Here is a 23,003-nt window from a genome sequence, read left to right as displayed (position 1 = left end):
CCAAGGGAATCCCTAAATTCACCTTTAATACTGTAAGTCTTATAGAGCAGTTGCTGTATAAGTAACGGTTTGTTTGTACGCACCCGCTGGCTTTCCTAAGATAGCTGAGGAAGAAGATTTAGCCGCTGGAATCTCATAATTCAAATCAAGTGTCAACGAACTTCCTAAAGGGGCATTTGTAACGATCGTTTGATCACTTGATGACAAGGTTACAGGGGCTGCGGTACCACCCATAGTTCCTCCAGCTGAAACACTAATTGTTAAGACATCTACTGGAATCGTCGCAATAGTACCGTATAGAAAGTCATCTCCTCCTGCCTTTACCTTTACATCAAAATTCTTGGTAGAAGTAACAATCAAAGCGTTTTCTTGGGTTATGGCATCTAGGCCTTCGTTATAGTCCTTCGCAGTAACATAATTAAAATTAATTTCACCTCCACTTGCAACACTTCCAGCATCAATGGAAATTACGTCGGCCAAAGTGATGTTTACTGTAGTAGTTGCCTCTTCTTGCGCCTGAGCCTGGTTAGTTCCGAATACAAAGGCTCCAAGAGCGAAGGCTGCGATTATAATTGAATTTTTCATTTTGTTTGATTTAGGGATTACTATTTACTTTGTTGTCCATTACTTTAGCAGGACACTGCAAAGATAGCGGGGACCTAGAGTAATCTCTGTAGTAGATAATGGAAAGGCGTGTCATAAATAAATGACAAAGGCAATGAAGGGACACCCAATAGTTTGCCCAAATTATTAGTTACTTAAACCATACTAGGTTCCTATTGGGGAGCCAAGGCAGCTCACCATACAATGGCTTTTTTAGGAATAAAGCTGCCTCGCAACCTAAAATTCACAGGTAGAAATTAGGTTGCGAGGCAGTAAGTTTAATTTCTTTGCCGATACGGGCCGGTACTTCCGTTAGGCGGATCTTTGTCCTATCCTCACGGCTGTTGCTCATAGTCCTATGCGAGGGCTTTCCTGTAGTATTTTCTCTTTAGCCAAAAAGAAACCCGTACTAAAAAGATGAGGACCGGCACTTCAACCAAGGGGCCAATTACCCCGGCAAAGGCCTGACCGGAATTTAGCCCAAAAACAGCGATCGCTACCGCTATAGCCAATTCAAAATTGTTACCTGCCGCTGTAAATGAAACCGCTGCATTTTCTTCATAAGAAGCCCCCAAGGCTTTGGTTGCGAAAAAACTTATGATGAACATTAGACTAAAATAGATAATAAGGGGAACGGCAACGATGAATACATCCATTGGAATCTCAACAATTAACTCTCCTTTTAGGGAGAACATAATCACGATCGTAAATAAAAGCGCAATTAAGGTCATTGGCGAAATAGCGGGAATAAATTTTTGGGTGTACCATTCCTCTCCTTTTAACCTTACCAAGATTAACCTGCTTAAGATCCCCATTAAAAAGGGCAACCCTAGATAGATCGCTACGCTTTCTGCGACCGTTCCAATAGAGATGTCCACAATAGCCCCCTCAAATCCAAAATAAGGCGGTAGCACGGTAATAAAGATCCAAGCATAGAAACTATAGGCGAAAACTTGAAAAACACTGTTTAAGGCTACCAGACCTGCACCATATTCGCTATTCCCTTCCGCTAGGTCGTTCCAGACCAGGACCATTGCGATACATCGGGCCAAACCGATTAAAATAACCCCGACCATATATTCTGGATAATCACGTAAAAATGTAATTGCCAACGCAAACATTAAAACGGGACCAATAATCCAATTTAGGATAAGTGAGATGGAAAGGATCCTTGTGTTCCTAAAAACCTTAGGTAACAGGGAATAATCCACTTTGGCCAAGGGTGGATACATCATTAATATCAATCCTATCGCTATGGGAATGTTGGTAGTTCCACTACTGAACGAGTCGATAACACTGGGAAAAGATGGGGAGAAATAGCCAATACCTACGCCCAAGAGCATGGCAATAAATATCCAGAGTGTTAAATAACTATTGAGAAAACTTAATTTTTTTGTCGCCATTTTATGAGTTTAATTGGGAGAAAACATAGAATAATTCGGTTGCAATTTGGAGGCTTCGCTCCTTATATTTTTCTGCTTGTTGCGGTGTGTTGTCAAATGCTTTTGGGTCTTCAAAAGTTATAGGAATGCGTTTTTCTGCACCTGGAACAAATGGACATGCTTCATTTGCTGAATCGCACGTCATAATGGCTACAAATCCAGATCTAGGATTGAATTCGTCATCCAATACCTTTGAAAACCCTATGACTGGATGTTCATTGTCTGCATACTTAATGCTGTAGATTGGATTCTCATTTTTTGAAATTGTCTTTACCTGAAAACCTGAATTTTGCAAAGTTTCCGCAACCATTGGAAAAAGCGCGGTACTTTCTGTACCACCTGAATAACAGAATACATTTTTGATATTGAAATGATACGCTAAAGTTTGTGCCCAAACCTGTGATAAATGACTTCTTCGTGAATTGTGCGTACAGATAAAGTTCATTCTAATTTCTTGTCGGTTTGAAACTTTTGACCGGATAAAATCGATCAGGGGTTGTAAAACCGCTTTGCGTTCCTCTGAAATGGTCTGAGGATGTAGTTTCATAATAACTTGTTCTATTTCGAAAAATAGAGTTGGTTCTGTTGTTTTCATTTTCTTGATTTATAATATTAGCAGCAGCCACCTCCTGGTGTGCAAGTAGAACCATTCTTAATTTCAGATAGTTTTATTTTTGGTTTCTCTACGGGAATGCCGCAATTGTCTTTTGCTAAACAATCGGTCTGTTTATTGGTCAACAAGAATTGATTACCGTCAAAATCAAGTCCGAATTTCCCAATAGTATCACCTTGATATTCCACTTCGATTTCCAGATCATCAATTCCTAAAACGCGTTCGGAAAGCTCTATGATGTCCAATAATTTTTCTGGATGTAACCGGTGATCGTAGTCGTTTGCGTTCCAAAGTTGGAAATTTACCACTTCCTCCTTGCGTACAGTTCCCCCGCAATCTATAAAGTGTTTTGTGATTTTTCCAACCTCGGTAACATGAAAGTTGGCAGGTACCAATGTTCCGTTGGGCAATTGAAAACCTATGGTGCTCATTTCCCTTAATACTGTTTTTACTTCTGAAATTATCATCTATATCGGTTTATTACGATTATACGATTGAAGGCTTGAAAAAAAACCTAACAGCAATCTTGTGCTATAGCTAGGTCTTGGTCTAAAAATTCGGACATAATACGTTTCATTTCCGTCCAATTTTCTTTATCGATGCAGTAGCACACGCTGGTACCCTCTACATTCCCCTTAATTAATCCCAAGTGTCTCAATTCCTTTAAATGCTGTGAAATGGTCGATTGCGCCAGCCCTATTTCGTCGACCAAGTCTCCGCAGACACAGGTATCTATTTTAAATAAGTGCTGTAGAATAGCTACTCTTGCAGGATGGCCAAAGGCTTTGGCAAATAACGCAATTTGCTTTTGGCTGTCCGAATAATTATTCTTTTTATTGATTAACATGTGGGTGTTTTTTTAATCGCAAAAATACGATTAAGCGATCGACCCTCCAAATAAAATTATAAAAATTCATTTATTCCCCGCTAGAACATAGACCGAAAAATGTAGAATTCTTCCTTTACAGATTAACCACAATTTTTGCATAAACACAATAATTGGTCATGATCCACAACCATTGATCATGATCCAAAAAAATGTTTATAAATAGTTTATAAATGGAAATGAAAAAAGGCCTTCAATTTCTTGAAGGCCTTTGTTTACTTAGCGGTCCGGACGGGACTCGAACCCGCGACCCCCTGCGTGACAGGCAGGTATTCTAACCAACTGAACTACCGAACCGTGGCGTTTAGCGAGTGCAAATATACACCCCTTATTCGATTGCACAAACATTTTTCGAAAAAATTTTAATTTTTATGCGAAATTTTTTCTTTCCACCATAAAAGTGTTCATCACCATGGCAAAATCTGCCCGTACATCGACCTCCACATACTTAATTTTGTATTGGGCGCATTTCAGCTTTATCGCGTTAAAATAATGCTGCACCTCCTTTTGATACCCCTCTCTAATAGTATCTGCATACAAATCTACATGGGCACCTGTTTCCATATCCAAAAATCGCTTGGGTGTATTGTCAAAATTAAAGGAAAGCTCCGTTTCCCGATCCATCACATGGAATAATACCACTTGGTGTTTGTTGTACTTTAGATGTTGCAAGGCATCAAAAAGCTTTTCATCATCCACAGTGGTCTGAAACATGTCCGTAAAAAGGATTACGAGGCTGCGTCGCTTTAGTTTTTCCGCAATTAGGTGCAAATAATCATAGGTCTCCGTTTTCTTTGCAGGTGCGTTTTCCTTACTAATCTCACTTAATTTGGCCAACAGCATCCGATGGTGTCTTTCACTACTCTTTTCGGCCGCGTAATAGCTATAACGATCAGAATATACACTTAACCCAACGGCATCGCGCTGTTTTTTTAGTATTTGCATTAAGACGGCCGTGGCAAGCACGCTAAAACCTATTTTATTTAAATTATCCAGTCCCAGTTTTTTTACCTCCGGATAATACATGGAAGCAGAATTGTCCAAAATAATATGGCAACGTAAATTAGTCTCTTCCTCATAGCGCTTGGTGTACAGTTTATCTGTCCTAGCAAAGAGCTTCCAATCTATATGCTTGGTACTTTCCCCCTTGTTATAAATCTTATGCTCTGCAAATTCGGCCGAGAACCCGTGAAAGGGACTTTTGTGAATTCCACTGATAAAGCCTTCCATAATCTGGTTGGCCAATAACTCCAAATTTGGAAATAGCTGGGCTTTCTGTATCTCGGACGATGGGTTCATACTGCTAATATAATGAAGAAACCCGCTTATCGGAAATGTGTACCGTAAAAACCGACACTGTATAAATTAGCCTCCCAGTCCATTCTTGAATCCATCCCACTTGGAAGAATTAATACCAAAAAAAATCCCGCCAAAGGGCAGGATTTTTTTTCAAAGTTTTATGCTTTTGGTTCAACCTCAGCAAGACTACAACAATGCGTCAATAGCATCGGTATATACCTTCTTAGGAGAAACGCCAACTTGTCTGTTTACAATTTCACCATCTTTAAATACCAATACGGTAGGAATATTTCTTACTCCGTATTTAGCGGCAAATTCTTGGTTGGCATCCACGTCCACTTTACCTACAACGGCTTTGCCTTCGTATTCAGCACTTACCTCTTCAATGATAGGTCCTACCATTCTACAAGGTCCGCACCATGCTGCCCAAAAATCTACTACTACTGGTTTGTCACTTTTTAATACTACCTCTTCAAAGGATGCATCTGTTATTTCTAATGCCATGTTTCGTTATTTTAAATATTATACAAACTTAGACAATTATTTTGCCTTTTCCTTACATACTCTTTATTGGTTTTGGTTATGCTGATATCAACAAATCCTATTCCTATATTGCAACCAGCCTACTGCCAACCAAGCGCTTGCAAATCTTGCGAATTAATTCAATTTGTAATTTACATCTTTTTCCCTTAATTGCGTAAGCAGCTCCGTTGAAATATTAATCTTCTGCTTTCTACTGGTCATATCTACCCTTATCTTTTCTTTCATTTCATATACCACAAAGTGCAGCGGATGGTTACCCATATGAGCATCCAGCGTATCCTTTAAGTCACGTATATTATCTTCCTTGAGTTGATCTACATCTATTCTTATGGTCAGTTTTCTGGCAAATGTCTCCATTACATCCTGCAACATCATAATCATATTATACTGCATCCTAGGATCTCCTTTCTTACCAGTATCTCGGTTAACCCATCCTTCCCTGATAAACACTTTAAAATAGGCAAAGGAGTTGATCATTAGGAAATGCCTATACTTCAAATACTCTTCCCCAAAAATTCTAAATTCCAATGAATCGGCATAATCCTCTACAATAAAAGTGGCCCATCCCTTTCCATTTTTGGAAACCCTATGCTGCACATCGGAGATTACCCCTGCAAAGGTTAGCTCTTTGTTTACATGATCGGCCATATTGGCTACTGCGGTGATATTGGCATTGGTAAAAGCCTTGATTTCTACTGCAAAATCATCCAAAGGATGCCCAGATATATATATTCCGACCACTTCTTTTTCCCTTCGGAGTTTCTCCATGGTGCCCCATTCTTCACAAGGTGGCACAACCGGTTCTGGGATCTGCACCTCACTGGCATCCCCAAATAAACTTACTTGGGCCGAGTTTTCGTTCTCTTGAAATTTGTTCCCATAGCGGATCACCTTCTCCAAAAAGGTAATTCCGTCCCCTTCGTCATGGAAATATTGCGCCCTATGGGTATCCCCAAACGAATCGAACCCTCCGGCCAGGGCTAGGTTTTCAAAAGCTCTTTTATTGGCTGCCCGTAGATCGATACGTTTTGCCAGATCAAAAACAGACTTATAAGGTCCATCTTTCCTTCTATGTTCCACTATAGTTTCTACTGCACCGCGGCCCACCCCTTTAATGGCCCCCATTCCAAAACGAACTGCCCCTTCGGCGTTTACGGCAAACTTATAGAACGATTCATTAACGTCTGGTCCTAGTACTTCTAATCCCATACGCTTACACTCCTCCATAAAGAAGGTAACCTGCTTAATATCGTTCATGTTATTGGAAAGCACCGCCGCCATATATTCTGCCGGATAATGCGCTTTTAAATAAGCGGTCTGATAGGCGATATAGGCATAGCAGGTAGAGTGACTCTTGTTAAAGGCATAGGAAGCAAAGGCCTCCCAGTCTTTCCAAATTTTTTCGAGCACCTCCCTAGGGTGACCTCTTTCCTCACCCCCATCCAGAAACTGAGGCTTTAATTTTTCTAGGAGGGCAAAGATCTTTTTCCCCATAGCTTTCCTCAAAACGTCGGCATCACCCTTAGAAAAGCCCGCCAATTTCTGGGACAGCAACATCACCTGCTCCTGATACACGGTAATACCATAGGTCTCCTGTAGGTATTCCTCCATATCGGGCAGGTCATAGGAAATCTCCTCATCCCCATGCTTACGGGCAATAAAGCTAGGAATGTATTCCATTGGCCCTGGTCTGTAAAGGGCGTTCATAGCAATAAGGTCATCAAACACCGTAGGCTTTAGGTCCTTCATGTGTTTCTGCATCCCTGGCGATTCGTACTGGAATACCCCTACGGTCTCCCCCCTCTGGAACAGCTCATAGGTCTTCTGGTCGTCCAAAGGAAAATCGTCTGGCACCAAATCTATCCCGTGTTTGGCCTTTACAATTTTCACCGTATCCTTAATCAGGGTCAAGGTTTTTAATCCCAAGAAATCCATCTTCAGGAGTCCGGCATTCTCAACCACCGAGTTATCGAACTGCGTAACATATAGGTCCGAATCCTTTGCCGTTGCCACGGGAACAAAGTTGGTGATATCGCTAGGGGTAATGATTACCCCACAAGCATGGATTCCGGTATTTCTCACGGACCCCTCTAATATCCTCGCCATTTTTACGGTCTGCCCTTCCAGGTCTTCCCCTTCTGAAATATTGAGCAGCTCATTGATTTTTTCCAGGTCTTCGGACCGGAACTTCTTTTTTAAATCGGCCTCACTAACCCCAAATATCTTACTCAATTTGGACATATTGGGAATCAACTTGGAAATCCTATCGGCATCTCCCAACGGCAGGTCTAATACCCTTGCCGTATCCCGTATAGAAGATTTTGCTGCCATGGTACCGTAGGTAATAATCTGCGCTACCTGGTTGGCACCATATTTTTTAATCACATAATCCATTACACGTCCCCTTCCCTCGTCATCAAAATCGATATCGATATCGGGCATGGACACCCTGTCTGGATTCAAGAACCGCTCAAAAAGCAGGTCGTATTTTAGCGGGTCTATATTGGTAATAGTAAGACAATAGGCTACAACCGAACCCGCTGCAGAACCCCTTCCGGGCCCTACGGAAACATCCATTTTCCTAGCCTCCCGAATAAAGTCTTCCACAATGAGAAAGTACCCTGGATACCCCGAGTTCTCAATAATGGAGAGCTCAAAATCCAGTCGCTCCCTAATCTCATCGGTAATTTCCCCATAGCGCACCTTGGCGCCCTCATAGGTAATATGCCTTAAGTAGGCGTTCTCCCCTCTTTTACCACCATCCTCTTCATCTTGGGCCACCTTAAATTCCTCTGGAATATCGAACTTAGGCAGTAGTACGTCGCGTGCAAGCTCAAAAGGCTCCACCTTATCCACTACCTCTTGGATATTGATGATAGAGTCTGGCAGGTCTTTGAAAGCCTCCTTCATCTGGTCTGCCGACTTAAAATAGTATTCTTGGTTGGGGAGCCCAAATCTATAACCACGTCCCCGCCCGATAGGGGTGGCCTGTTTTTCTCCGTCCTTTACACACAAAAGCACATCATGGGCATCTGCATCTTCTTTAGATCCATAGTAGGTATTATTGGTCGCCACCAATTTCACCTGATGCTTTTTGGCAAAGGCTATTAACACCTGGTTTACCCGGTCTTCGTCTTCCTGCCCATGGCGCATGATTTCGATATATAGGTCATCGCCAAACTGTTCTTTCCACCACAGCAGGGCTTCTTCCGCCTGATTCTCCCCAACGTTCAATATTTTCCCGGGTACTTCCCCATAAAGGTTCCCCGTAAGGACAATCAAGTCTTCCTTGTATTGCTCTATGATCTTACGATCTATTCTAGGCACATAATAAAATCCGTCTGTATAGGCGATAGACGACATTTTGGCCATATTGTGGTATCCTCTTTTATTTTTGGCCAAAATAACGATCTGATACCCGTTGTCCTTCACACTTTTATTGGTATGGTCCTCACAGACATTGAATTCGCAACCCAAAATTGCCTTGATCTCCTGCTCGGTAGGTTCCTCTCCATTCTCCACCGCTTCGGCATTCTTAGCCTTTACTTTGGCATTGTGGGAGTTTACCGCACTCACAAAATGGAAAGCCCCCATCATGTTTCCATGATCGGTAAGCGCTACGGCAGGCATCTTTTCCTGGGCCGCTTTTTGCACCAACTCTGCAACGGACATGGTAGACTGTAATACGGAGAACTGAGAGTGGTTGTGGAGATGTACAAATTGTGCCTCTTCTAGCGCCTTTAAATTCTCCTGAATTTCCTCCTTTGAAACAACCTCAGTATCCTTTGCCCATAGTTTATCGGCAATTTTCTTGGAAGCTTTTTTAAGGTTGATATGCTTTAAACCTATCAGTTGGATCTCCTGCGGATTGGCTTCCGAGAAATTCTTAAAGTAATCTGGCCCCACATCCAATTGCTCCGTGGTGTATTCCTTACGCCTTACCAGCTCTAGAAAACAACGGGTAGTAGCTTCCACATCGGCGGTAGCGTTGTGGGCCTCAGCAAAGGGTTCTCCAAATAGGTATTCATGAAGTTCGGTAAGCGTAGGCAACTTAAAGCGCCCTCCCCTTCCTCCAGGAATCTGACATAACTGGGCGGTATGTTCGGTACAAGTATCAAGCACTGGCAGCTCTTGCAAGCTATTTTCCACTTCGTATCGGTGGAACTCGGCCCCCATAATATTTAGGTCGAACCCCACATTTTGTCCTACCACAAACTTGGCCTTCCCCAGGGCGATATTAAACTTTTCTAAGACCTCGTGTATGGGCACCCCTTGCTCCTGGGCCAATTCGGTAGAAATCCCATGAATCTGCTCTGCGTCATAGGGAATATTAAATCCGTCTGGCTGCACCAAAAAATCCTGACTTTCCACAAGCCTCCCCATTTCATCGTGCAACTGCCAGGCTATCTGGATACATCTCGGCCAGTTATCCACGTCTGTATGCGGCGCATTCCAACGCTTGGGTAATCCTGTGGTCTCGGTATCAAAAATTAGGTACATAGGTTACAGTGAGATTTAAGGTTTATTGTTTAAAGTTAATACTAAAGGATCATCGTCCAATCTTCTGAAAGAAATTCCTTGTATGCTACCAGCTCTGTGCTACTGCATAGGAAGGTCCTCCTTGGCAATTCCTCCTTTGGATACGCCCCGCTGGGCAATATCCTAGACCTTTAGCGTATATCCTAAAAAAACAGCGGGTAAAATTAAGCAAATCCCATGCGCAATAAAAACCGAATTATTCGGAGATGTCTACACGTGCAAAAAGGAGAGCTGTTATCCTCCCTCGTTTTGCCCTTAAAAATGGGGAAATAAAGCAAAATTCAGCATCTAAACAGCATTAAAAGTCTTTGCAGCCCTATTAAGCAGTAGTTTAATGAAAAAATACATTGCAACATCAAATAGAAATATTATATTTGCACCCGCTTTGGAAGAACCAAGCGAAAAAAGAATTAATAATCAGGGGTCGGGCACCCTACAAATTAATGTGATATGCCAGTTAGAATTAGATTACAAAGACACGGAAAAAAAGGAGCTCCATTTTATTGGATCGTAGCTGCGGATTCTCGCGCTAAAAGAGACGGTAAATACTTGGAGAAATTGGGAACCTACAACCCAAACACCAATCCTGCAACCATCGATTTAGATGTAGACGGGGCGGTAAAATGGCTTCACAACGGGGCTCAGCCTTCAGATACAGCCAAAAGAATCCTATCCTACAAGGGAGCACTTCTAAAGCATCATTTAGCAGGTGGAGTACGTAAAGGTGCTTTAACTGAAGAGCAAGCTGAAGAAAAATTCAACGCTTGGGTAGAAGAAAAAGGGAAAAAAGTAGGCTCTAAGGTAGAAGATTTGGCTAAGGCCGAAGCAGAAGCTAAGGAAAAAGCCCTTGCTGCCGAAAAAGAAATTAACGAGAAGAGAGCAGCTGAATTAGCAGCAGCTGAAGCTCCTGCTGAAGAAGAAGCTAGCGAAGAGGCAGCAGCTGAGGATACTGCAGAAGCAACTACAGAAAAGGAATAGTTATCTAGAAGCGATGACAAAGGAAGAGTGTTTTTACCTCGGAAAAATCGTTTCTAAATATAGCTACAAGGGAGAGGTACTCATTAAATTGGATACCGACGAACCCGAATTATACGAAGAATTGGAATCAGTATTTGTTTCTCTTGGAAACAATCTGGTTCCTTTTTTTGTTGAAAAAAGCAGACTCCACCGATCTAGCTTGCTCCGCGTAAGATTTGAAGAAGTGGCCGATGAATCGGATGCCGATAAGGTAATGGGCTCCGAAATTTACTTACCGCTATCCTTCCTTCCCAAACTAAAAGGGAATAAATTCTATTATCACGAAGTAATCGGGTTTGCCATGGAAGACAAAGTCCACGGCAATATTGGAATCATAGAAAGTGTAAATGATAGTACCCCCCAAGCACTATTTGAGGTAAAAAAAGGGGAAAAACAATTACTTATCCCCGTCCGCGATGAGATTATCGTTCAAGTAAATCGCGATGAGAAAACCATATTTGTGGATACCCCAGAAGGTCTTGTAGACCTTTATCTTTCCTAGTAAATTTTATTAGTAGCAGTTTAATAGCCGGTATTTTCCCCAACACCTATCCATAGCCTATAGCTAATTGCGACTGGGACCTCACTCGCCTGCCTATTAGCCACCTCACATTCTCACCCCACCCCTTGATGTCCCATTTAATGGCAATTCCGTATTTTAGCCTAGCACCAAACCAAATAACCCATCATTAAAAACCAACCCTATGTCCCGAACCCTAATTTTAATTCCGCTATTTTTTCTATTACTGTCCTGCGGGGATAAAAAGGAAACTAAAACCAATCCGCCCAACGTAATATTAATTTTCACGGATGACCAGGGGTATCAAGATGTGGGAACCTTTGGATCCCCCGATATAAAAACTCCTCACTTGGACCAGATGGCAAAGGACGGAGTTAAGCTAAGCAGCTTTTATGCAGCACAGGCCGTTTGCTCGGCCTCCAGGGCCGGAATACTCACCGGCTGCTATCCTAACCGGGTTGGCATCCACAACGCCTATATGCCCAATGCCAAAACAGGATTGAACACCAAGGAAACCACCATCGCCAAGATGTTGAAATCCATAGGTTACAGCACCGCCATCTATGGCAAATGGCATTTAGGTGACCATCAGAAATTTATGCCCAATAATCACGGCTTTGATGATTATTTTGGCATTCCCTATTCCAATGATATGTGGCCCCAACACCCCCAACAGGGCCCCGTTTTTAATTTTGGCCCGCTACCCCTTTACGAGAATGAAAAAATACTGGACACCCTAACAGACCAATCGGATCTCACCACCCAAATAACGGAGAGAAGCGTCGCTTTTATCGAGAAAAACAAGGACAAACCCTTTTTCTTATACGTAGCACATCCGCAGCCCCACGTTCCTCTATTTGTATCGGATAAGTTTAAGGGGAAATCTGAAGGCGGACTCTATGGAGATGTCATTATGGAGATCGATTGGTCTGTGGGAGAGATTATCAAGTCCTTAAAAAGAAATGGCCTAGAAGAAAACACGGTAGTCATTTTCACTTCGGACAATGGACCCTGGTTAGCATACGGAAATCACGCAGGAAGCGCACTGCCCTTTAGCCAGGGCAAGGGAACTGCTTGGGAAGGTGGCCAGCGCGAACCTTTTATAATAAAATATCCGGAAAAATTATCCCCCGGCAGAACTATAGATATCCCGGTAATGGCCATTGATATTTTACCCACCATTGCTGAAATTACTGGCGCCCCATTGCCAGAACTACCCATTGACGGAAAAAGCATTTGGCCTGTACTTACAGGGGATAGCACGGAGAGTCCCCAGGAAGCTTACTTCTTTTACTATCGAGTAAACGAGCTTCATGGAGTACGCTATGGTAAGTGGAAAATGTATTTTCCACACACCTACAGAACTATGGATGGGCAAGTACCTGGAGCAGATGGACTCCCAGGAGAATACAAAATGGTTGCCTTGGAAGACATTGCCCTTTACGATGTGGTAGCAGACAAGGCTGAGACCAAGAATGTAACTGCAGACCACCCAGAAGTGGTGAAAAAAATTAGATTACTAGCCAATGATATGCGACAAAAACTAGGCGATTCACTACTAGACTTGGAGGGCTCGGAAAATAGAGAAGTAGGGAGGCTCAATAATTGAAAGCAACCTAAAGCAAATTCATATATATTTGACTTATAGAAAAACACTACTAGCGAAAAAGCTACCTCCACATGAGCAAACCTTTTGTATTTAAACAATTTGAAATAAAACAAGATCGCTGCGCGATGAAAATTGGCACGGATGGCGTACTCTTGGGCGCTTGGACCTCCGTAGACAACTACCCCTCCTCCATTCTAGACATAGGAGCCGGAACAGGGATTATAGCCCTTATGCTGGCGCAGAGAAGCGATGCCGAGATAATTGATGCCCTAGAAATTGATGAAGCGGCCTACGAACAATGCGTGGAGAATTTTGAAGCATCCTCTTGGGGAGATCGTTTATTCTGTTACCACGCAGGCCTAGATGAGTTTGCCAATGAGATAGACGACCAATACGAGCTAATTGTTTCTAACCCACCCTTCTATTCCGAAACGGTTTCCAGTGGCAACCAGTCTAGGGACATGGCACGGCAGAGCGTCTCACTTCCTATTTCCGAACTAATGGAGGGCGTATCTAAACTACTATCTGAAACAGGCCGATTTTCTACCATCATCCCCCATAAAGAAGAACAAGAACTTTTAGCTATAGCCGAGAAATTCCACCTATTCCCAAGCAAAATCACCCATGTACGCGGTACCCCAGCAGCACAGGTGAAACGCAGCCTTTTGGAAATGCAATTTCAAAAAAACAAAATAAGTAGGAAGGAGCTCATTATTGAGAAGGAACGACATTGTTATACGGAAGATTATATTGCATTGACCCAAGACTTTTACCTTAAAATGTAACTGTTAAATGCATTATTGTTATATTTTTACCAGAGTGATTATTTCCTTATGTTTGATTTAAACTTTTGATATGCGACCAGATTTATTTGAATCCCCCGATTACTACCAAATGGACGATCTTTTGTCCGAAGAACATATTTTGGTTCGTGATGCCGCAAGGGCATGGGTAAAACGCGATATCTCCCCTATTATAGAGGAGTATGCCCAAAAGGCAGAATTCCCCAAGCAGATACTTGGTGGACTGGCAGAAATTGGCGCTTTTGGCCCTTACATTCCAGAGGAATATGGTGGCGCGGGACTAGATCAAATAAGTTACGGATTAATTATGCAAGAAATTGAACGTGGAGACAGCGGGGTACGCTCTACTGCCTCCGTACAATCTTCACTGGTAATGTATCCAATTTTCGCTTATGGATCTGAGGAACAACGAAAAAAATACCTCCCAAAATTAGCAAGCGGGGAATTAATGGGCTGTTTTGGACTAACCGAACCCAACCACGGTTCCAATCCCAGTGGTATGGAAACCAAGTTTAAGGACATGGGAGACCATTACCTTTTAAACGGTGCCAAACTCTGGATATCTAACTCTCCTTTCGCGGATATCGCCATTGTATGGGCAAAAAATGAAGAAGGCAGAATCCATGGTCTCATCGTAGAGCGAGGCATGGAAGGCTTTACCACTCCTGAAACCCACAATAAGTGGTCTTTACGTGCCTCGGCAACTGGGGAACTCATCTTTGACAATGTAAAAGTCCCCAAGGAGAACCTCCTACCAAAGAAAAATGGACTTGGCGCCCCCTTGGGTTGCCTAGATTCTGCACGTTACGGAATTGCTTGGGGAGCCATTGGTGCTGCAATGGATTGTTACGATACCGCCTTGCGTTATTCCAAGGAGCGCATCCAATTTGGAAAACCCATAGGGGCCACCCAATTACAACAGAAAAAATTGGCCGAAATGATTACCGAAATCACCAAGGCCCAATTATTAGCATTTAGGTTGGGGCAGTTGAAAAATGAGGGAAAGGCAACCACCGCCCAAATTTCAATGGCCAAACGAAATAATGTAGACATGGCACTTACCATAGCCCGCGAAGCCAGACAAGTACTAGGCGGAATGGGGATTACGGGAGAATACAGCATTATGCGCCATATGATGAATTTGGAGAGTGTAATTACCTATGAGGGCACACATGACATTCACCTACTGATTACGGGAGCAGATATAACCGGGATGCCAGCATTTAAATAGGCCTTATACATTCCTAGATTAAAAACATTGAAGAATTAATGATCTCTTTGTAGGTTTTAAATTCATTCTAATAGCCATAGTTGCCGTCTTTCATGTATTATTTGATACCGGAAGACGGCACTAATTCTTGGAGCCATAGCTAGTATTGGGCTTCAATGGGTACTCTTGGGAGTTCCAAACAAAAGAACCAAATAAAGCAAGCTCCTAAGCCGTAGAACATCTGAGAACTTAGAAAATACCGTATACGGCAGGGGAACGTCAGGGGTAGTAGAAAAGTGCGCTAAACTTTAATGAGGTAATTGGCCAGGTTCTGCTTTAGTTTATCAAAAGACATGGGTTTGGTAAAATAATCGTTCATTCCAACATCCTTGGCCCCTTGTATGGTTTCCTTGGTTACATCGGCAGAGAAGCCAATAATTACAATATCCTTGTTGGTCTTTCTTATTTCCTTAGTAGCCTCAAAACCGTCCATTTCGGGCATATGGACATCCATAAAAACTAGATCGTACTCCCCATTTACCACTGCCTTCACCGCCTCCTTTCCATTGGAAACACAGCTAGAGTGAACCCCAAAATTATCCATGGTTTTTTTCAACACCATCATATTGATCTTATTATCATCTACGATCAAGATCTTAAAACCACTTAAATCTATAGATTCTGGGGAGCGTTCCGCACGTATTTGAGTCACTTCGGAAAGCGGAAAATTAAATTTCAAAATAAATTCCGTCCCTTCATTTTCAACACTGTCCACCTCAATATGTCCTTCCAAAAGCTCTATTAAGATATAGGTGATATACAAGCCCAGCCCACTCCCCTCGTGCTTTTTGGAAATTCCGGAGTCTACCTGTATAAAGCGATCAAAAATGGTTTTCAATTTCTCTTTAGGAATCCCAATACCCGTATCCTTAATACTGATCCTAACTTGCAATTTACGGGCTACCACCTTTTCCGAATAGGACACCTCTATGCTTCCTGCTTCGGTAAACTTTAACGCATTCCTTAATAGGTTGGTGAGTATTTGCCCATACTTCCCCATATCCCCAATTACCTTGCAGTTGTCTTGAGAGCGCACATTTAGCAGCACCTGTAATCCCTTTACCTCCATACTGGGCCTATAGATACTTAGAATACTCCGCAATTCTGCGGAGGGAGAGAACTCTTCCTTGTTAAATTCTATCTTCCCCGATTCTATTTTATCAATTTCCAAGATGTTGTTCACCAGCATCAATAATTTATTGGACGATATATCCATTAGCGAAACACATTCCAAGGACGACTTGTCCAATTCGGATGCTTTAAGGATTTCAATAAAGCCTAAAATGGCATTCAATGGCGTACGTATTTCGTGGCTCATATTGGAAACGAACTCCGTTTTAGCTTTGGAAGCCTTTTCGGCCTTCAATTGTTCTTTCCTAATAGTTGCGTTTAGATCATTGAGCTTTGCATTTAATTCCCTAAACCTACCATTCTCCCTACGGGAAACCAGGTAGAAATAGATCATGGAACTAGTAAGCACGGACAGTAATATCCCAAATATTAAATCGCTATAGGCTTCTCTTCTTTGCGCCTGAAGTATATTGATATCGCTTGGCATCAAGGAAAAGGTCCAATGCTGTCCGTCTAGTTCGTCTACTAAGTACGACTTCTCATATACCAGCTCGTCCTCAAAATATTCCGGATTTGGGTTGTTATAACGGTAGAATTCGGTCCCCTCATCGTCTTTCATTACGATGGAAAAATCGTTCATTCCCGTAGTAAGCTGATTAAATGGAACGGTAAAATCCATACCAGCGGTGATGGTTCCCTGAAAAGCGCCATTGAAGAATACGGGTACATCCACCAAAAAGACTCTTCCCCCTTGGGTCAAGGGAATCCAGGAGGTGATATTGGTAGAGGAATCTTTTACGTGGCGAGACCACCCGTCTTTTCTAGGATGCCTTGAAATATCCAAACCGATAGCCGCCTCGTTGCCCGCTAGCGGGGTAATTTTTCTTATGATCATGGTGCTATCAATCCATTGCACAAACTTAAAGGAGGGGTTTTGTGCTAAGATAAGGGCCGCATCCTCCTCCCAATAGTCGAAGTACCCTCCATTGGTCATCTCAATGCGCTCCTTTAAGTTTTCTAAGGCCGCGATGTCATCTTCACAAGAAGACAGGAACTCCTTAAATCTAAAATATCCATTGGTGTCTACCCTATGCTGCAATAATTCCTTATGCCCATCCAAGGAACTATTCCACAACAGGATAACCACAGTAAGCAGCCCCAGAAAAACAATGGTAGGTAAGAGTAATGGCTTTGAAGTGAATCTAATGGTCATATTTTTATTTGGGGTCGACACAATGTTATCGCTAAAATGCAATAATACAGGCACAAAGATACTACTGATCCAAGAAATGTTCCTTATCGTCAATAAGAAAATTTCCCTTGGATTGATTGTAGGCCCAGTTTAATAAAGGAAAAACACGCCATTTTATTAACCGCGGTTTTAGAGGATTAGTCCGGGAAAACTTACACAAACCACCTATTTGGATGCTGGTCTAATTCTTAATATCCACTAAAATAATTCTCGGGTTTGTGGATAAACTTTTTTGAAAACACATATCTTTGTTAAAAACCATAAATTTTATATACAATATGTCTTTCGTAGATCTTTACAGTAGTGGTGCCCACAGAAGAAATTTAGCCCATTTTGCGGCTATTGCGACCTTGGCTGCTGTTGACGGAGAAGTTAATGAGGAGGAAAAACAATTACTAGACCGTTTTGCCCAAAAATTGGATATTACCGAGGAGGAATACAAGGAGGTTATGAAGGCCGAAAACAAATATCCCATTAATCCTCCTACAAGTGCAGAAGAACGCTTGGAAAGACTTTTCGATCTTTTTAGAATTATTTTTGCAGACCATGTTATAGAGGAGGAAGAACGCAATTTAATCACCAAATATGCGATAGGCCTGGGTTATAAATCTGAAGCTGCCGAAATTATTATACAAAAATCCATTGATATTTTTAGCGGAAAGATAAGTCTGGAGGACTATATCTACCTCTTAAAGCATTAGAACAAGCACAAGGAATTAAAAAAAAGGAGCCCCAGGGCTCCTTTTTTTATGCCTGCTGCATAAATTCCTCTGCTTTCTCTACCATTTTCCGACTGCCACAAAAGAAGGGCACGCGTTGATGTAATTCGGTGGGTTTTATATCCATAATAGCCCTATAGCCATCACTGGCTTTTCCCTTGGCCTGTTCAGCAAGAAATGCCATGGGGTTACATTCGTACAACAGTCGCAGCTTCCCCTCTGCCGCAACACTGCTTTTGGGATAGATGTAGATCCCTCCCTTAATCATATTCCTGTGAAAATCGGAAACCAAGGATCCGATATATCGGGAAGTGTAGGGCCTATCCCCCTCTTCCTTTTGGCAGTATTTAATATAATCCTTCACACCTTGTGGAAAATGCACATAATTGCCCTCATTTATAGAATATATCCTTCCTGTCTCCGGAAATTCCATTTTGGGGTGCGAAAGGTAAAAAGTCCCCAAAGCCGGATTTAGGGTAAATCCATTTACCCCGTCCCCAGTAGTATAGACTAACATGGTAGAAGTTCCGTAAACAATATAACCCGCAGCAATCTGATTTCTACCAGGCTGTAAGAAGTCTTCCAAGGTAACCGGGGTACCCAAAGGGGTAATACGCCTATAGATAGAAAAGATGGTCCCCACGGACACATTAACATCAATATTGGAAGAACCATCCAAGGGATCGATAAGCACAATATATTTGTTTTGATTTTTATTATCGTTGCTGTTGATACAGATAAAACTATCCTCCTCCTCGGAAGCGATTCCACATACTATCTCCCTATTCGTAAGGGTCTGAATGAATTTATCATTAGCCAGAACATCTAGCTTTTGCTGTTCCTCCCCCTGAATATTAGTATCCCCTACATTCCCGATTATATCTATTAAACCGGCTTTATTTACCTCGTGGTTTACTACTTTTGCAGCTAGTCTTAGGGCATTTATCAATTTGGACAGCTCTCCCGAAGAGTAGGGAAAAGAAGACTGGTTTTCAATGATGAACTCTCCAAGCGTGGTGTTTTTCTGAACCATGGTTTGTGTTGTTTATTTAAGCACAAATATCGGTTAATTTGTGAAACTACAACGTTTTCGTGAATTATTGTTTTTTAATTTTTATAACTTTGTGTTTTATTTGTAACAATTATGAAGTATAGTATTCGTGACGCACAGGCCGATGATATGGCCCAGGTACATCAGCTGATCAAGGAATTGGCGGTATTTGAGAAGGAGGAGGATGCCGTAGAGGTTACCGTAGAAGACCTTAAGCGCGATGGATTTGGCTCAGAAAAGCTATTTCATTGTTACGTGGCCGAATCTGAAGGGGATATTGTAGGTATGGCGCTATTATTTAAGCGGTATTCTACATGGAAAGGCCCCATCATTCATTTGGAAGATCTGATAGTGACGGAAAAGATGAGAGGCAGTGGTTTAGGAACCGCCTTACTGACCAAGGTAGTGGAGCACGGCAAGAAATTGGGCGTTAAACGTATTAATTGGGAGGTATTGGATTGGAACGAAAATGCCATAGCGCTGTATGAAAGTAAAGGTGCCCAAGTGAAACGCGATTGGAATGTGGTGCATTTGGACGAAAAAGGAATTGAAACATTTTTAGAAAGGATATGAGGGTTTTTAAGTTTGGGGGAGCATCGGTAAAAGATGCAGCAGGAGTAAGGAACGTTGTTAATGTTTTACAACAGGTTGGACACGAAAATACATTGGTAGTGGTATCGGCCATGGGCAAAACCACCAATGCCATGGAGGTAATCGTAAATGCTTATTTTAAGGATAAGGCGGCTATACAGTCTAGTATCCAGGAGGTCTATAATTACCACACCTCTATCCTTAAAGACCTATTTCCCAATGACCAGCATCCCGTATACGGGAGTGTGAAAACACTTTTTGACGAGGTACAAGGATTTTTAGCATGGAACAAATCCCCAAAACACAGCTTTGTCTATGATCAAGTGGTGGGTTATGGCGAATTGCTGTCCTCTACCATCCTAAGCGCCTACTTTAATGAGATAGGAATCACCAATACTTGGTTAGATGTAAGGAACCTTATTAAGACCAACGACGACTATAGAGATGCGCAAATAGACTGGGAGCAGACGCAGGAAAATGTGACGAAATTGGTAGATAAGCGTAAACTGAATATTACCCAAGGATTTTTAGGTAGTGACGAGAATAATTTCACCACTACCTTAGGAAGGGAGGGCTCGGATTATACGGCCGCCATCCTAGCCTACTGCCTCAATGCCAATGAAGTAACCATCTGGAAAGATGTCCCTGGGGTGCTCAATGCAGATCCCAGGTATTTTGAAAATGCCGAACTACTCAACAGCATTTCTTACCGCGAAGCGATAGAACTAGCCTTTTATGGAGCTTCGGTAATTCACCCAAAAACCCTACAACCCTTACAGAGAAAGGAGATACCGCTTCACGTAAAATCCTTTATCAACCCGTTAGACAAAGGGACTACCGTTGGAAAGGGCGTAGGAATAGAACCAAAAGTACCTTGTTTTATCCTAAAGAAGGACCAGGTATTAATGAAATTGTCGTCCTTGGATTTCTCCTTTATCGTAGAAGACAGCATTAGCGAATTGTTTAAAATGCTGCACGATCATCAGATGAAGGTAGACCTTATACAGAGCTCTGCCATTAGCTTCTCCGTCTGTGTAGATAACAAGTTTGGCAAACTGGAAAGTTTATTGAGCCATTTAAAGGGACGCTTCAAGGTAACCTGCCACGAAGGAGTATCACTTTATACCATTAGGCATTTCAATAAAGAAGCCGTAGACTCGCTACAGAACGGAAGGGAAGTACTATTAGAGCAGCGAGGTAGAGAAACCTTGCAGTTGGTAGTTAAACAAAATTAGCAAGATATGGACCTTCCTGTTATTTAAAGGGCGGACTTATGGGTTTTTCCCTATCTTAGTGGTGACCAAATTTCAATAATACATGGGTTTAGTAACCGCAAAAGAAGTAGCTAAGGCGATACATCTTCAAAACTATGGTTTTCTTGGAACATTTGTAGGGTGGTTGCTCATGCGAGTAACCAAAATAGCCAGTATCAATCGTTTCTACGATCGCCACCAGCACTTAGATGGTGTTGCCTTTTTGGATGCCATATTAGATGAGTACAAAATAAAATTTGAAATCCCTGAAGAAGATTTTAAACGCCTTCCAAAAGACGGAAGCTATATCACTATCTCCAACCACCCTTTAGGCGGGATAGATGGGGTATTGCTATTAAAACTGCTGTTACACCAGCGGTCCGACTTTAAGATTATTGCCAACTTTCTATTAAATCGTATAGAACCCTTGGCGCCCTTTATCCTCCCGGTAAATCCTTTTGAAAACCACAAGGATGCCAAAAGCAGCTTAGTAGGATTTAAAAATGCCTTAAAACATTTACAGGAAGGACATCCATTAGGAATATTCCCTGCGGGGGAAGTATCCACCTATAGGGATGGAAAACTAATTGTAGACCGCCCATGGGAAGAGGCTGCCTTAAAGTTAATCCGTAGGGCCGAAGTACCGGTGGTACCTATCTATTTTCATGCAAAGAACAGTAGGATGTTTTACACCCTGTCCAAAATCAGTGATGTCTTTCGCACTGCAAAACTCCCCTCTGAGCTTACTACTCAAAAGAAGCGGGTGATAAAAGTACGAATAGGGAAACCAATTTCCGTAAAGACCCAAAAAGAACAGGCGACCTTAGCAGATTTTACGGAGTTACTACGTCGTAAAACCTATATGCTTTCCAATGCTTATGAGAAGGAGAGTTTATTACATCAACTTCCCACCAGTTTAAAAATTCCAAAAGCCCCCAGAAAGATTGCAGAGGCCGTTGGGACCGAGGTAATTTTAGAGGACATCAATAGGCTACGGGAGATGGACTGCAGACTTTTGCAGAGTAAAAACTACGAGGTTTTCCTAGCCAAGGCCTCAGATATGCCTTTTGTGCTACAAGAAATTGGAAGGCAGCGAGAGGTTACTTTTAGAGCTATTGGCGAAGGCACCAATAATTCCATAGACCTGGATGAGTTTGACAATTACTACCGCCATCTCTTTCTTTGGGATGACCAAGCACAAGTAATTGTAGGAGCCTATAGAATGGGAATGGGGTCCGAAATTTTTGCTGAACACGGCATCAACGGATTTTATCTACAAGACCTGTTTCGCTTTGAGCCAGAACTCTATAGCATGATGCAGCAATCCATAGAAATGGGAAGAGCTTATATCATCAGTGAATATCAGCAAAAACCCATGCCTTTGTTTCTGCTATGGAAAGGAATTGTACATACTACCCTACGTTTCCCCGATCATAAATACTTGATTGGCGGGGTGAGTATTAGCAACCAATTTTCCAATTTCTCCAAGTCCTTGATGATAGAGTTTATGAAAAGCAACTACTGGGATCCTTATGTGGCGCAATACATTCGCCCCAAAAAAGCGTTTAAGGTTAAACTGAAAGACGCAGACAAGGAGTTTATTTTTGATGAGACTGCTGCGGATTTAAATAAGTTTGACAAGCTAATTGAGGAAGTGGAACCCGGAAGCCTACGCTTACCGGTATTAATAAAAAAATACATTAAGCAGAATGCCAAGGTTGTGGCCTTTAATGTAGACCCCCTCTTTAACAATTCCGTGGACGGACTTATGTATATTAAGATCGCCGATCTTCCGGAAGGAACTGTAAAGCCCGTAATGGAGGAATTTCAGGCCGAGTTGGAGCGCAAATTGGCGGAGGGACAACAGATGGAAGAAAGTAACTTAAAACCTTAACACCGAGGCCCTATAGGACTATCACCAC

19 protein-coding genes and 1 tRNA gene are annotated in these 23,003 nt (G+C 42.2%); 9 read left to right on the top strand and 11 right to left on the bottom strand.

The annotated features are described in order from the left end of the window. Window positions 1-39: 39 nt before the first annotated feature. The 9 genes from F1E73_RS05935 to dnaE all read right to left on the bottom strand — a co-directional run bounded on the left by F1E73_RS05935 (window position 40) and on the right by dnaE (window position 9,886). Window positions 40-585, bottom strand: a complete 546-nt coding sequence (locus tag F1E73_RS05935) for a peptidoglycan-binding protein LysM (RefSeq protein WP_150451394.1) — start codon at window positions 583-585, stop codon at window positions 40-42. 374 nt (window positions 586-959) lie between these two features. Beyond that, window positions 960-2,006: an ACR3 family arsenite efflux transporter gene (arsB, locus tag F1E73_RS05930; RefSeq protein ID WP_150451393.1), complete on the bottom strand. Its 1,047-nt coding sequence runs from the start codon at window positions 2,004-2,006 to the stop codon at window positions 960-962. 1 nt (window position 2,007) lies between these two features. Beyond that, window positions 2,008-2,640 (bottom strand): low molecular weight phosphatase family protein, encoded by a 633-nt coding sequence (locus F1E73_RS05925; RefSeq protein ID WP_150451392.1) that lies wholly within the window; start codon window positions 2,638-2,640, stop codon window positions 2,008-2,010. A gap of 17 nt (window positions 2,641-2,657) precedes the next feature. Continuing rightward, a complete protein-coding gene (locus tag F1E73_RS05920; protein ID WP_150451391.1) occupies window positions 2,658-3,125 on the bottom strand; it encodes a DUF6428 family protein in 468 nt (155 codons plus the stop codon). Between the two features lie 47 nt (window positions 3,126-3,172). After that, window positions 3,173-3,505 carry an ArsR/SmtB family transcription factor gene (locus tag F1E73_RS05915; protein WP_150451390.1) on the bottom strand — a complete coding sequence of 111 codons (333 nt, stop codon included), beginning with the start codon at window positions 3,503-3,505 and terminating at the stop codon, window positions 3,173-3,175. 262 nt (window positions 3,506-3,767) lie between these two features. Further along, window positions 3,768-3,841 (bottom strand) — tRNA-Asp (locus F1E73_RS05910). A 72-nt stretch (window positions 3,842-3,913) separates the two neighbouring features. Next, window positions 3,914-4,843, bottom strand: coding sequence for a DUF58 domain-containing protein (locus tag F1E73_RS05905; protein ID WP_086477716.1), 930 nt, complete (start codon window positions 4,841-4,843; stop codon window positions 3,914-3,916). Window positions 4,844-5,029: 186 nt separating this feature from the next. Further along, window positions 5,030-5,347 (bottom strand): thioredoxin, encoded by a 318-nt coding sequence (gene trxA / locus F1E73_RS05900; protein WP_150451389.1) that lies wholly within the window; start codon window positions 5,345-5,347, stop codon window positions 5,030-5,032. Between the two features lie 153 nt (window positions 5,348-5,500). Next, window positions 5,501-9,886 carry a DNA polymerase III subunit alpha gene (gene dnaE / locus F1E73_RS05895; protein ID WP_150451388.1) on the bottom strand — a complete coding sequence of 1,462 codons (4,386 nt, stop codon included), beginning with the start codon at window positions 9,884-9,886 and terminating at the stop codon, window positions 5,501-5,503. A gap of 489 nt (window positions 9,887-10,375) precedes the next feature. On the opposite strand from dnaE, the gene F1E73_RS05890 reads away from it, so the two are divergent. From F1E73_RS05890 to F1E73_RS05870, 5 genes are all read left to right on the top strand, one after another. After that, window positions 10,376-10,903, top strand: a complete 528-nt coding sequence (locus tag F1E73_RS05890; RefSeq protein ID WP_150451387.1) for a 30S ribosomal protein S16 — start codon at window positions 10,376-10,378, stop codon at window positions 10,901-10,903. Window positions 10,904-10,916: 13 nt separating this feature from the next. Then, a complete protein-coding gene (gene rimM / locus F1E73_RS05885) occupies window positions 10,917-11,444 on the top strand; it encodes a ribosome maturation factor RimM (RefSeq protein ID WP_150451386.1) in 528 nt (175 codons plus the stop codon). 202 nt (window positions 11,445-11,646) lie between these two features. Beyond that, window positions 11,647-13,071 carry a sulfatase family protein gene (locus F1E73_RS05880; protein ID WP_086477721.1) on the top strand — a complete coding sequence of 475 codons (1,425 nt, stop codon included), beginning with the start codon at window positions 11,647-11,649 and terminating at the stop codon, window positions 13,069-13,071. Between the two features lie 71 nt (window positions 13,072-13,142). Next, entirely contained in the window at window positions 13,143-13,856 is a 714-nt protein-coding gene (locus tag F1E73_RS05875; protein ID WP_086477722.1) for a tRNA1(Val) (adenine(37)-N6)-methyltransferase, read from the top strand. A gap of 70 nt (window positions 13,857-13,926) precedes the next feature. Then, entirely contained in the window at window positions 13,927-15,105 is a 1,179-nt protein-coding gene (locus F1E73_RS05870) for an acyl-CoA dehydrogenase family protein (RefSeq protein WP_150451385.1), read from the top strand. A gap of 280 nt (window positions 15,106-15,385) precedes the next feature. On the opposite strand, the gene F1E73_RS05865 is transcribed toward F1E73_RS05870, so the two are convergent. Next, the gene (locus F1E73_RS05865) at window positions 15,386-17,428 is read right to left on the bottom strand and encodes a response regulator (protein WP_150451384.1); all 2,043 of its coding nucleotides are present in this window, start codon (window positions 17,426-17,428) and stop codon (window positions 15,386-15,388) included. Window positions 17,429-17,745: 317 nt separating this feature from the next. Here F1E73_RS05865 and F1E73_RS05860 point away from each other — a divergent pair, with 317 nt between their 5' ends. Beyond that, window positions 17,746-18,168: a tellurite resistance TerB family protein gene (locus F1E73_RS05860; RefSeq protein ID WP_086477725.1), complete on the top strand. Its 423-nt coding sequence runs from the start codon at window positions 17,746-17,748 to the stop codon at window positions 18,166-18,168. 46 nt (window positions 18,169-18,214) lie between these two features. Here the strand turns inward: F1E73_RS05860 and fbp are convergent, their stop codons facing one another. Next, on the bottom strand, window positions 18,215-19,219 hold the full coding sequence (gene fbp, locus F1E73_RS05855; protein ID WP_150451383.1) for a class 1 fructose-bisphosphatase: 1,005 nt from the start codon (window positions 19,217-19,219) through the stop codon (window positions 18,215-18,217). A gap of 111 nt (window positions 19,220-19,330) precedes the next feature. Between fbp and F1E73_RS05850 the strand changes: the two genes are divergently transcribed. From F1E73_RS05850 to F1E73_RS05840, 3 genes are all read left to right on the top strand, one after another. Further along, window positions 19,331-19,810 (top strand): GNAT family N-acetyltransferase, encoded by a 480-nt coding sequence (locus F1E73_RS05850; protein WP_150451382.1) that lies wholly within the window; start codon window positions 19,331-19,333, stop codon window positions 19,808-19,810. Further along, on the top strand, window positions 19,807-21,063 hold the full coding sequence (locus tag F1E73_RS05845; RefSeq protein ID WP_086477728.1) for an aspartate kinase: 1,257 nt from the start codon (window positions 19,807-19,809) through the stop codon (window positions 21,061-21,063). Before F1E73_RS05850 ends, F1E73_RS05845 begins: the two co-directional genes overlap by 4 nt. An 82-nt stretch (window positions 21,064-21,145) precedes the next feature. After that, window positions 21,146-22,975 carry a GNAT family N-acyltransferase gene (locus F1E73_RS05840; RefSeq protein ID WP_150451381.1) on the top strand — a complete coding sequence of 610 codons (1,830 nt, stop codon included), beginning with the start codon at window positions 21,146-21,148 and terminating at the stop codon, window positions 22,973-22,975. The last annotated feature ends 28 nt before the right edge of the window (window positions 22,976-23,003 follow it).

Origin of the sequence: Arenibacter lacus, assembly GCF_008711145.1 — a bacterium.
Classification (GTDB): Bacteria; Bacteroidota; Bacteroidia; order Flavobacteriales; family Flavobacteriaceae; genus Arenibacter; species Arenibacter amylolyticus.
The sequence above is the reverse complement of the archived record's forward strand: the minus strand, read 5'-3'. Positions and strand labels throughout refer to the sequence as shown.